General features: G+C 33.6%; 10 protein-coding genes and 1 pseudogene. 8 read left to right on the top strand and 3 right to left on the bottom strand.

Annotated elements, in window-relative coordinates; translation table 11 throughout:
* The 5 genes and pseudogenes from DS830_RS05260 (at position 1) to DS830_RS05240 (ending at position 5,714) form a co-directional block, all read left to right on the top strand.
* The gene (locus DS830_RS05260) at positions 1-996 is read left to right on the top strand and encodes a diacylglycerol kinase family lipid kinase (RefSeq protein WP_118908521.1); all 996 of its coding nucleotides are present in this window, start codon (positions 1-3) and stop codon (positions 994-996) included.
* A 60-nt stretch (positions 997-1,056) separates the two neighbouring features.
* Positions 1,057-2,415 (top strand): 23S rRNA (uracil(1939)-C(5))-methyltransferase RlmD, encoded by a 1,359-nt coding sequence (gene rlmD, locus DS830_RS05255; RefSeq protein ID WP_118908520.1) that lies wholly within the window; start codon positions 1,057-1,059, stop codon positions 2,413-2,415.
* Between the two features lie 14 nt (positions 2,416-2,429).
* Positions 2,430-3,152, top strand: coding sequence for a DUF6994 family protein (locus tag DS830_RS05250; RefSeq protein ID WP_118908519.1), 723 nt, complete (start codon positions 2,430-2,432; stop codon positions 3,150-3,152).
* A 251-nt stretch (positions 3,153-3,403) separates the two neighbouring features.
* Positions 3,404-4,741, top strand: coding sequence for a M20/M25/M40 family metallo-hydrolase (locus tag DS830_RS05245; RefSeq protein ID WP_118908518.1), 1,338 nt, complete (start codon positions 3,404-3,406; stop codon positions 4,739-4,741).
* Positions 4,742-4,823: 82 nt separating this feature from the next.
* Positions 4,824-5,714: pseudogene (locus tag DS830_RS05240) on the top strand (ADP-ribosylglycohydrolase family protein).
* 35 nt (positions 5,715-5,749) lie between these two features.
* Here the strand turns inward: DS830_RS05240 and DS830_RS05235 are convergent.
* Positions 5,750-7,441: a phosphoenolpyruvate carboxykinase (ATP) gene (locus DS830_RS05235; protein ID WP_118908517.1), complete on the bottom strand. Its 1,692-nt coding sequence runs from the start codon at positions 7,439-7,441 to the stop codon at positions 5,750-5,752.
* A 139-nt stretch (positions 7,442-7,580) separates the two neighbouring features.
* Here DS830_RS05235 and DS830_RS05230 point away from each other — a divergent pair, with 139 nt between their 5' ends.
* From DS830_RS05230 to DS830_RS05220, 3 genes are read left to right on the top strand one after another with little or no spacing between them, the layout of a single operon-like run.
* A complete protein-coding gene (locus DS830_RS05230) occupies positions 7,581-8,993 on the top strand; it encodes a hypothetical protein (RefSeq protein ID WP_118908516.1) in 1,413 nt (470 codons plus the stop codon).
* A 59-nt stretch (positions 8,994-9,052) separates the two neighbouring features.
* Positions 9,053-9,421, top strand: a complete 369-nt coding sequence (locus tag DS830_RS05225) for a TetR/AcrR family transcriptional regulator (RefSeq protein WP_118908515.1) — start codon at positions 9,053-9,055, stop codon at positions 9,419-9,421.
* A gap of 53 nt (positions 9,422-9,474) precedes the next feature.
* Positions 9,475-9,831 (top strand): hypothetical protein, encoded by a 357-nt coding sequence (locus DS830_RS05220; RefSeq protein ID WP_205526771.1) that lies wholly within the window; start codon positions 9,475-9,477, stop codon positions 9,829-9,831.
* A gap of 191 nt (positions 9,832-10,022) precedes the next feature.
* Here DS830_RS05220 and DS830_RS05215 read toward each other — a convergent pair whose 3' ends face one another.
* On the bottom strand, positions 10,023-10,865 hold the full coding sequence (locus DS830_RS05215) for a M55 family metallopeptidase (protein WP_118908513.1): 843 nt from the start codon (positions 10,863-10,865) through the stop codon (positions 10,023-10,025).
* A gap of 40 nt (positions 10,866-10,905) precedes the next feature.
* Positions 10,906-12,513, bottom strand: a complete 1,608-nt coding sequence (locus DS830_RS05210) for a peptide ABC transporter substrate-binding protein (protein ID WP_118908512.1) — start codon at positions 12,511-12,513, stop codon at positions 10,906-10,908.
* Positions 12,514-12,654 lie beyond the last annotated feature (141 nt).

Below are 12,654 nucleotides of genomic sequence, written 5' to 3'. Positions count from 1 at the left end.
ATGAAAGCTCGTTTAATCTATAATCCGACATCAGGGAATGAAAGTATTTTAAAAAGTGTGGCTGATATTTTGGACGTTTTGGAACAAGCTGGCTATGAAGCTAGTGCTTTTCGCACCACTCCTGAACCACAATCAGCTGAAAATGAAGCTCGTCGAGTGGCGCAAGCTGGTTTTGAATTGATTGTTGCTGCTGGTGGTGATGGTACTTTGAATGAAGTAGTGAATGGAATTGCTCCTTTGTCTAAGCGGCCACAAATGGCGATTATTCCTGGTGGTACGACTAATGACTATGCGCGAGCTTTAAAAATTCCTCGCAATGATCCAGTTGCTGCCGCGCGAGTTATTTTAAAAAAGCAAACTTTGCCGATGGATATTGGTCGCGCCGGTGAGCATTATTTTATGAATATTGCTGGTGGCGGGTCAATGTCGGAGTTAACTTATGAAGTACCATCAGAGTATAAGTCTATTCTAGGATATTTGGCTTATTTGGTTAAGGGTGCAGAAATGTTACCGCGAATTAAGCCAATGAATATGCACTTAGAATATGATGACGGCGTTTATGATGGTGCGGTTACGTTGTTTTTGTCTGGATTAACTAATTCAGTGGGTGGTTTTGAACAAGTTGCTCCTGATTCAGAATTAGGCGATGGCAAATTGTCATTACTGATTGTTAAAGATACTAATATAGCGGAAATGCTTGTCTTGATTGCCAAAGCGCTCAATGGGGGCAAACATATTAATGATCCCAAAATTATTTATACGAAAACCCGCAAATTAGTAGTGAAACCTAATGATGATCAGCGAATTATGATTAACTTGGATGGAGAATATGGTGGTGATGCACCTATCACTTTGACTGTATTGCAACGGCATATCGAAATGTATGCTGATTTAGATGCGATTCCTGATGAGTCTATTAATACTGAAACTCCAGCAGAAAAGCAAGCTGAAGAACATTTTGTCAATAGTGTTAATTCACTGAAAAATAAAGAATAAAACGGAGATAGTAGAGCTGGGACAAAAATCTTTTGTTCTGGCTCTTTTTGAAAGGGAAACATGAAAAAGACTATTAATGTAACTAAAAACCAAGAAATAACTTTAGATATTATAGATCTCTCGTATGAGGGATTGGGAGTAGCTAAAGTAGACGGCTATTCATTATTTGTAGAAAATGCTTTGCCGGGCGAACAAGTACAAGCATTAATTACTAAAGTTGGACGTAAATTTGGTTTTGCGAAAACTTTAAAAATTATAAAAAAATCACCAGATCGAATAGAACAATATGACAAAAAATATGTTCAAACTGGGATTGCACCGTTAATCCATTTGTCTTATAACAAACAATTAGAATTCAAACGTCAACAAATTGTTACTGATTACCAAAAGTTAGGCCTAGATATTTCAGTTCAACCCACAGTGGGGGCAGATCAACCCTTAGCTTATCGCAACAAGGCCCAAATTCCAGTCCGGACAATTGCTGGACATGCAACAACAGGTTTTTTTCGTCAACGGTCGCATGATTTAATTGCTTTAGATGATTATTTAATTCAAGATCCAGCTATTGATGCTGAAATTAATCAAATTCGTGATTTAATGCAACAATATGAAATTAAAGGTTATGATGAAAATACTAACCGCGGTGATGTTCGTAATATTGTTATCCGCCGGGCTCATTTTACCGGTGAAATGATGGTAGTGTTAGTTATTACTTCCAAAAAAATCAAAAATTTAGCGTTATTATTAGAGGCAATTGCTGCTAATTCTGCCGTGACTTCTTTGTATGTTAATGTTAATGCTAAAAAGACTAATGTCATCTTAGGCTCCCGTTTTGAGTTAGTAGCCGGTCAAGCCTATATTACGGATGAGATTTTAGGTAAGAAATTCCGAATTTCACCGCAATCTTTTTATCAAGTTAATCCCCGCCAAACACAAAAGTTATACCAACTAGCGATTGATGCCGCCGACTTACAAGGACAAGAAAATGTGGTCGATGCCTATTGTGGAATTGGAACAATCGGTTTAAGCTTAGCTAATCGGGCTCAGTCAGTAATCGGGATTGAAAGTGTGGCTAGTGCTGTCAAAGATGCGCAGGCTAACGCAGCTATTAATGGTATTCACAATGCTAAATTTATCAAGGGTAAAACGGAAGACATTTTAAATCAATGGGCTCAAGAAAAGCGTTCAATTGATGTTCTAATTGTTGATCCACCCCGTAAAGGATTGGATGCTAGTCTAATTGATAGTATCTTTGCCTTACAGCCACAAAAAATTATTTATATTAGCTGTAATCCAGCTACTTTAGCCCGTGATATCCAACTATTACAGCAGCATTATCAAGCAAAGCAAACGACACCAGTTGATATGTTTCCAATGACCAAACATGTTGAAAGCGTAACAAAGTTAGAAAGAAAATAATTATTGAGAAAAATATGAAAATTTATCAAGAAAATATGCAACGTTTGCAGGCATTTTATCAAAGTGATTATTATCAATGGCTATCTAATTATGATTCTAAGTGGCTTAAAATTGTAAGAGAAGCTCTGTATAATGATCCTGATAAATATGATGTTGACTTGTATAAGGCATTAGCTGCTAAATATCATTTACCCCAAAAAAGATGTAATTTATTGGATAATGTTAGTAATCATAGTATAAAATTATCTGCAGATGTAGTTTGTGGTTCCAAACAATTAGAAATGTTACATCCTAATTTTAAAGATTGGATACTTGATTATGAAAATATTCGTTCTAATATAAATTTGCATTTTCTTTGGCCGCAACATAAAGTGCCAACCATTAACACTTATCGCTATACAATATATAGAGATCGAATTGATTATTTATTATATGATTTGAAATGTTATTTTACCGGTCAACTAACACCAATGTCAAAAGCTTATCAAAATGATAATACTAAAATTTGGCTCCAACAATTTGATCATAATTTTCCAAATTTTGTAAAAAAATTACGATTTGAGAATTTTGTTAATAAAAAATTTGAAGTATTAGATATTGAATTTGGTCAAAAGCAAGTAGTTAGAGGTGATTTAGAACGTTTACGGGTTAATGCTAAAGACAAAACAGCTCTCAAACAATATTTAGAACAACTGTTACAATTAAATATTAAAGGTAAATTTTCAATAGCTAAATAGTTTATAGCATTTAATTTGTGGTAATGAGATGTAGTTAGTAAGAGAATAATTTGCTAATAATATAATTGACTAGGGATATCTTGATTAAGTATCAATCCATGAAACATATAAATCAAAAATAATTTTTATCCAAAAGTTCACTGCTTTAGGTGAACTTTTTTATTGTAATAAATTAATTTTAATTTAATCCTTTATTAATTATTTAGTTTAAGTTATGATTAGTTTCAATATCAGAGACTGGATGTGATGAAATGAATCGAGCAGCTATCGAACAATATGCTATTGATAATTTAAAGAATGTAACAGACTATTTACGGATTGCGAGCATTTCTGCGCAAAATAAGGGAATTCAGGCAACGAGTACTTGGATTATGGAGCAATTTCGCCAATTAAAGGCACAAAGAGTTGAACAATGGACTGATCAAGGTGGTAATCCAGTTATTTTTGCTGAATTAGCTGGAAACAGTGATAAAACAGTTTTATTTTATAATCATTATGATGTTCAGCCACCCGAACCTTTAGAAGAATGGCACACTCAACCCTTTGAACCAGTTGCAATTGATGGTAAATTAATTGCTCGAGGAGTTTGTGATGATAAGGGTGAATTAATGAGTCGTTTAACTTTGATTAAATACTTTCAAGAACATGGTGGTTTGCCTGTTAATTTAAAGTTTTATATTGAAGGTGAAGAAGAAATTGGCAGCCCGCATGTCGCTGATTATGTGGCTGCTCATGCTGCTGATTTACAAGCTGACGCTTGTATTTGGGAAGGCGGCGGTAAAGATGAAGATGAGAACTTTGAAATCGTTTGTGGAGCTAAAGGTGCCGTAAGTTTTAATTTGCATGTGCAGACAGCTGATGTAGATTTACATTCTTCTTTGGCTAGTTATGCCGATAATGCAGCTTGGCGACTCGTACAAGCCTTGGCTTCCTTGCGAACAAGTGACAATAAAGTTGCTGTTGCGGGCTTTTATGATGATATTCAACCATTGACTGCAGCTGAGCAACAAGCAACTCAAGCCATGGATTTTAACGTTGAAAAGGTGCAAGCCAATTATGGCTTAAAGCGGCCCTTGATTACCACCGATCCCAAAACAGAACTGATTAATGGTTCAACTATGACGATTAATGGATTAGAAGCCGGTTATAATGGCGAAGGTGTAAAGACAATTATTCCTAAGCAAGCACAGGCCAAATTAGACTGTCGACTGGCGCCCAACCAGGATCCCCACAAAATTGTTGAGTTAATTCAGCAGCAATTAATCAAAAATGGTTTTGAAGATGTAAAAGTTGAGTACTTGTTAGGTGAACAAGCAGGACGAACTGATTTAGAAGATTCTTTTATTCAATTAAATCATACCGTTGCACAACAAGTTTACGGCAAACAACATGTCAAATTAATTCCGAATATGGCTGGTGCAGGTCCAATCAAACCATTTTTGGATTACGTCAAAGCTCCAATTGCATTAGTAGGAATTCATTATGCGGGAAGTCACCCTCATTCACCAAATGAAAATATTCGGTTAGCCGATTATCAAGCAGGCACTTATTATTTGGCTGAATTATTAGCGGCTTATGGTCAAAATTAATCAGCAAATATTAGGTTGTTTGCTCGGTGGAGCTCTAGGCGATGCTTTAGGTTATCCTGTAGAATTTGATTAATGGGTTGAAATTAAAGAAAAATATGGTGAAAAAGGAATTAATTTCGCTAATTTTTCGGGAATTCCACTTATTTCTGATGATACGCAAATGACTTTATTTACTGCCAATGCCTTGCTATTAGAAGGGGATGTTTTGCATAATTTGTGGGATTGCTATCAAGAATGGTTGGAAACTCAATTTAAGTTTCATAAGTCTGACTTAAGTCAAATACCAAAAACTTGGTTAGTGAATTATCCAGAGATTTTTGCTAGTCGAGAACCAGGGCGTACTTGTATAATGGCTTTAATGCATGGACAACGCAGAACAATGGCTCAACCTATTAATCAGAGTAAAGGCTGTGGAGCAATTATGCGGGTTGCACCTTTAGGATTACAGCCTCAAAGATTTACTCCTAATCAAGTAATGCAATTGGCTGCTGAATCAGCAGCCTTAACTCATGGACACCCCTTAAGTTGGTTAACAGCAGCATTTATGGCAGAGTTAATGCAACAGTTACTAGTAACTCAAGATACTTTACGTTGTTGTGTTCTAACTACATTACAACTAATTAAAAAATATTTTTCTTAAATACCAACCATAAAAGAATTGGTAATTAATGTTGAACGCGTTTTACAATTAGCTAGTGAAAAAACTGAAATTCCTATTTCACAATTAGGTTCAGGCGCAGTTGCAGAAGAAGCTTTAGCAATTGCCTTATATTGTTCTTTAAAGTATGAAAATAATTTTTCGCAGGCTATTATTCAGGCTGTTAATCATGATGGTGATTTAGATTCGACAGCAGCATTAACTGGTCAAATACTAGGTTGTACCCATGGTGTGAACGAATTTCCTAGGGAATTTGCAGCTAAATTAGAATTGCGAACAGCCATTGTAAAAATGGCTTGGGAATTAAGCAAATAAAAATCACTCCTTCAAGTAGGGAGTGATTTTGTTTTTTATGAATTCATTAAAATTTGTAGTAACTCTTGAGCAGATTGCTGGAGACTATCTTTAGATTTGTCATTGCCTAAGTGTGTGTAAATTTCACCAACGTAGACATTTTGGTTGAATAAATTAGTAAATACTTGATCAATAATCGGCCGGGTACGAGCTTCTTCTTGTACTGGCCCAAATGGATTAGCAAAAAAGGTCGAGCTCATACCAACTTCATCAGTTGTGCCTAAAGCCTTACGTTTGCCAGCAATAAAGGTTTGTTTAGCAGCTTCTTGGTTATCAAAGCGATGAATACCGACTTTATCATCATAATTATTAGCGTAAACCCACATATCGATTGGATGATGAGCCACTATTCGATGATAGGAATCTGCTGGAATAATGACGCGAGCATTTTTTTGATCAGGATTAAGATAAATGCCACGATCCATATTATTAAAAGCTACCGAAGAACTTAAATCGTCTAAACGTACAAAAGCACCAATTTCAGTACCTTGAGCATAAACGTTAGAATTATCAACTGTAAAGGTCCCCATATCATCAAAAATAGTTTCCATATTGATAATTTGATCATCAGCTATTTCTTGTAAGGCTTCGATAGATTCAGATTTACCAGCACCTGAATCACCAAAAAAGACCACGTTACGTTGTTTACCATTCGCAAAGTTAATTTGGACCATAGAGCCATGAATAGGCAATTTACCATCATAAATCATATGCAAATTATGCAAGGTAAGACACATCTTTTTCATATAGCCAAAATAAGTAGTTTGGTCGTTGTAAGGAACTTCTCCTACCCAAATATTATTTTTGGTATCGTGATAATAATGACAAGTTCCATTTTCAGTTTCAGACAGTCCAAATAATAAGATTAAATCGGGCTTGTGACCTTCAACATCGCTAGCTGAAGCAACTTCAAATAAATTAGCCAGGGCAATTCCACTAACAAAATAATCACGATGGAAATAGATATAAGCCAAACTTTCGCCAATTTTAGCTGGAAAACAATACCATTCATCTTGTTGACCACTAAATTTGGCAATCGGGTTCGTTGAAACAGCACTAAAAGTTCCTTGACGTTTATTACTTGGAGTAGTCATCATCATAGGTGGTCTTAACATTAAAGTATTAATAAAACGAATCGGCTGTAAGGCCTGATATTCTGGGGGAATAGGCCAATTATGAGATTGCGTCAGAATACAAGCTGAAGAACCAGCACTAACCTGCCGATAAGTTTGGTTAGGGTGACCTTGCAATTTTTCTTCTATTAATCTGTAAAGTCTGATAACCAAGTCATTAAATTGATTATCGATATTTATAAAATTATTGGCCATGACATCAGATTGATGCAAATTTAGAACAGCAATTCGCAAGAAAGAGCGATAAAATGAATACAGAGATTCAACACTTTGTAAAATTTCAACTCGATTAAATTGATCGAAGGCTGTAGGATCATCTAAGATGACAGCCTTAATAGTTGCTAAATAGTCAGCAGCATCTAAATCTTCAAATGAATTTTGCGGTTGAACATGACGTCGCTGTTTTAAAAATAGTTGCACAATTTTGACCAATTCTGGTGTATTTAAAAGGGAAAAAATATCAGAAACATATTGTTGACTATAATTAATAACAGCAACCTTCCGTTGTGAATTCAAATAAAAGGCGGGGGTTTCAATATTTGATGATTGAGACATTAAATGAGAATCTCCTTTCCAACTTATAGGGCTATTTTACTCTATTTAAAGTTAATGAAAAGTTGTTTTTGAGATAATTTTAATAAAGATTAAATCTACAATTTGATAAGTGATGTAAAAATGACGTTAGGAGAAAATAATGAGAAAATTAAGCCAAAAGGATGCTATTCATAATTTTGCTGTAAAATATTTCGACTTATATCGAAATCCGCAAACAATTAATACTCTTGTAAGCAAAGACTTTGAAACCATTTGTAGTAGCCTGGGATTTCAAATTGATGGTGGACAAGCCTTGATTAATGCCTATTATCCTGAGACATTCGATCATTGTCATTACTTAAAACAGATAATTGATCGCATTGATGATATCCAGTTATTAGGTAATGCAATTTTTTCTTATTATGCTCGTTGTCGATTGCAGAACTTTTCTACTTTGAGTGCCGAACCGCGTTCTTGGATGGAAACTGCTTTTGAACGTTTAGCGGTGATTACTTCATGCCAGTTGCGCAGTCCATACTTATTTGAGGGTACTTTACAGACGGTAAAATTAGTATCCAATCGAACCGGTATGGAATTAAATATTTCTGCTGACGAAGTAGAACAAAGATTAACTATCCAACAAGATGGTCAAGTACAGTTAGAACGCTATGCTGGAGATAATAAATCTCTCCAATTGCAATTATTAAGTTCACAAAATTTTCAGCTTACTTCTACTAAGGTGATTTTTGAAGCTTTGAGTTATTATTTTGGACATATTTCTATATTGCCGATAGTGGCTTTTGACGAGGGTTCTTGGCAAATCCAATTAATCAATACAACTGGACGAGTTTTGCAATATCAAGGTTCATTATGTCAAAAATTAAAGGTTCATAATCAGGATTTATCTGAATTAATTCGCCAACAACTCAAAATTTCTGACTTATATGTTTTTGACGGTAACTTTGAGCGGATTGATCAATTAAAGATAACTTATCAAGGCATTACTGCAACCGATTACTTGGAACTTAATCGCCAACGAGGCACTTTAATTTATCAACAGACTCTTCTCAATGGTCAAAAAATGCTACAAACTTATTATTTAATAACAACTATTAACGATTTATTAGATATCTGGGATTTAGATTTACAAGAGGCTGCTAGCACTAGTCCACAAAAATGGCAGGTTAGCTGGCGAACACGCCAAGGTAATACTGCTAAATTTTATCTAGATTTTACACAACCAGATTTATTGATTATGTGGCAAGAATTTGTTCAAAAACTCCAAAAAATTTTAGATAATTACCAGCAAGGAGAACTCTTAAAATCACCGTTACTCTTGTCAGACTCACAACAACGAGTAATTTGTCAAGTGACTTTTAAAAAGCAAGGTAAATTTTATAATTATTTGGGAAAAGATGGCCTGCAAGTAGGTGATTGGGTAATAGTCCCTGTTGGCAGTGATAATCATCAATTAAAGGCACGTATTCAAAAGATTAGTAATGAAATTCCTTTTTTGGGTTTAGATCATTTAAAAAGTATTATTCGTCAATGTACTCCAAATGACTTTGAATAAAAGGCAGTTAATTTATAAATAATTATTGACTGTTTGGTCAAAAATATTATAATGAATTTATGGGAAGAAAAATTTCATATAATCGTCAACAAGTACTTAGTGCAATGGCACAAATTTTTGTCAAATTGGGTTACGAAGGTACGTCGCTGGATGATTTAGTTAAAGCTAGTGGATTATTGCGTGGTAGTTTGTATTCAGCCTTTGGCAGTAAACGAGGGATGTTTATTGAAGCATTAAAAGATTGTCTGGTGCAAAAGACCAATTCTACTTTGAAACTTGATTTAATCTTAGTGGGACTATTAGAACTAGCGCCAAAAGATGTTACTGTGCGGAACTTAATTGCAGGTTGGTGTCAAAATCTGCCTCAGTCAGAAGTAACTAATTTGTTAGGTCAAAGGTTGTTACATCGAGCAGGCATTAAATTGTAACTATGTTTTGGATAATTGTTGACTAAACAATCAAAAATGAAAGACAGGTATAGATGATGAATAATCGAATTGAGGTTAACGATAAACGGTTAACAATAGTTCCTATGGGCTTAGATAAACTGTGGTCTTTTAAAAGTAAATTGAGTATTCCGTTAGATCATGTTGTTGGAGCCACAATAGATGCTGGTATTTGGAAAGATCAAAAAGGAATTCGAAATCCAGGACTTGGGTTACCGAATAAGTTAGCAGGTACTTTTATTAGTCAGGGAGAACGAACTTTTTGGAACGCAATTATTAAAGATGACCCGATTGTCATTCAACTGCATGATGAAGAATTTGTGCGTATAGTCGTAAGCATGCCTCGTAGTCAAGCACGCCAAGTAGTTGATCAAATTAATAGTAGTATCTAGTGATTTTTAGTTAATATAACTAAAAAGTCTGTAAGCAATCTAAAAAACTCAAAGTCAACTCCTTATGAGGATAGTCCATCAGGACCATACATTAAAGTAAGGATTACTTTGAGTTTTTTAGATTACTATTCTTGATTAAATTAAAATTTCTATTTTAGTTGTTTTTAATGATGAATGCTTAATTGCTGTGTTTAAGCTTGTGTACCACCTATAGTGACTACTGCTATAATTTCGTTTATTAATTCTTTCATAGATGAACATTGAATTTCAATGGTTCTGCCATCAAGTCTTTTAACATCTTTTAATTGATTTATCAAATCGGCCTGGGCAGTATTGTATAGTTGAATTTTTAAATTCAAAGGCTCAGCAAGTGTTTTTATTTTACTATAAGGTTCTGGATTATCTATTACTTCTTTAGCAGCATTTATAGTTTCCAATCGTATTTGTTTTCTAGGATAACTCAAAGCAGCATATCTAGCTAATGATTTTTTTGTAGAAACAAATTTTGGAGTTGAAAACATATTATCATTAAAAAGCTGTTCTTGTAACGATGAATCTCCAATTATTAGGGTTACAGGTATGCCCAATTCAGCAGCATATGCAGCATTTATAGTTGTTTCATTTTGATATGCATCATTAATCCATATTTTATAAGCAGAACGCGCACTATATCCATGATCCATATTGCCATTTTCTTTACCAATTCCAGAATGATATCCAACAAAAAATACTTGGTCAAATGATGAGTTAAGTTCACTTAACATATAATCTTCACGTGGATAACCGTTAATCAATGAAATTCTTTCATCTATATCTGATAAATAATTATAATTCAAGTTATTTCCTTTAGAATGAGAATCAGAAATTAAAATTTCTGTTATTTTATCATTATTTACAGATGATTGAATGCCTTTTAAAACCCAAGCAACTTGTTGATTATATAATTTGCGAAATTCGATAGTATCATCTTTTTCCATATTCCAATCTGTGATTCCTGCTAAGCCTTCAATATCGGTAGAAATATAAATTTTCATTTTTTATCTCCTAAATTTTATATATTATTATTACTTAACTTTATTTCCAATATGCATTTTTATAATATGGGAAACCCATTGGTCCCATAACTACTCCTTTAAGATGAGGATTTATAAGATAAACTTCAGATAAATAGTATAGTGGTGTAATTGGAGCTTTTTGAGAAACATACTTATTTGCAGCTTGAAGATACTCCCAACGTTTTTCAGGATTATTAGCGTTTTCTATGTTGGCTGCGTTTAACAATTGATCATATTGACTATCATTCCATTTTCCATCATTATTACTATTATTGGAATTTAACAAATTTAGAAAGTCTGTTGGATCAGAATATGTGGGTGTCCATCCGCTTAGAACTGCGTCAAAATTTCCTGATTTTGCTGATGTTAGCCGGTTGTTGAAGGGTACTGATTTTATTGAAACCTTTAAATTCGGAAGATTTGATTCAAGTTGAGATTGCAGATATTCATCGACTTTTTTACTTCTATCATCATTACTTGATAATATTGTAAATTGCGCGGTTTTTATGCCTAATTCATTTAAGCCTTTATTCCAGAGTTCTTTAGCCTTTTTTGGATTATATTTGTTTAGATTACCAGCTTGTTTGGCAAAATCATCTTGGTTTTGAGAATTTTTAAATCCTGTAGGAACAAATCCTGTTGCCGGTATAGATTTATCTTGAAGAACTTTGTTTGTTAATTGTTCAAAATTTATAGATAAAGATAAAGATTGTCTAATATTTTCATTACTAAAAAGTTTTTTGCGAGTATTATATTGCAAATATGAAGTACCTGGCACTTTTCTTACATATAAATCTTTGCTATTCTTTTGATTTTTAACTTCTGGTCCAGAAATAGGTACTAATGATAATTCTTTTGATTGAAACTGATAAACACCGGTATCTTGGCTTTTTACCACGGAAACATTAATTTTATTTAAATAAACACTTTTTGAATCACGATAATTTTTATTTTTTACATAGGACCATGTATCATTAGTTCCATCCCAACCTTGAAGTACAAAAGGACCGTTGTACAAAGTATGTTTGGAATCTGTTCCATATTTTTTGCCCTGGCTTTCTACGTAAGGCTTATATAATGGAAATGAAGCACTCATTGCCAAAATTGAAGGAAAATAAGGAATAGGATGGTCTAAATTAATTTGAATCTTATATTTTCCAAGAGACTTTATACCCAATGTTTTTGGAGATAATTTTCCTTCACTGATATCCTTATAATTTTCAACTCCATCTAAATAATATGCCTGTTGAGACTTTGTTTTGGGATTAACTGTTCTTTGCCATCCATAAACGAAATCCTCTGCCGTTACAGGTTTGCCATTGCTCCATTTACCATTGGTTTTTAAATCAATTGTATACATTGTTCCATTATTAGAGACTTTAGGCATACCTTTTGCTAATGCAGGTTCTAATTGTCCTTTATTATTAAAATTATATAATCCTTCATTTACTTGTTCTGCCACTTCAGCCGATTTATTATCCATTGCCAATGAAACGTCAGCGGTACTTAGTTCTGCTGATGAAGCTATAGATATTTCTTTATTGTTAGCTGAATTATTGCTTTTATTACAACCTATCAAGCTAATGCTGCTTAATACTATTAAAAATAGCATCGGTATTTTTCTCATATTGTCAGCCCTTCCACCAATTTATTTCTTATAATATTAACTTACTTTAATAATTAATACAATATAAAATCACATTAATATTAAAAAGCGTTTATAAAAAATGGATTAGTTAATCAAATTAAATATAAATCTAATTTTTGG

Origin of the sequence: Bombilactobacillus bombi (genome assembly GCF_003522965.1) — a bacterium.
In the GTDB taxonomy this organism is placed as follows: domain Bacteria; phylum Bacillota; class Bacilli; order Lactobacillales; family Lactobacillaceae; genus Bombilactobacillus; species Bombilactobacillus bombi.
This window is presented reverse-complemented; position numbering and strand designations above follow the sequence as displayed.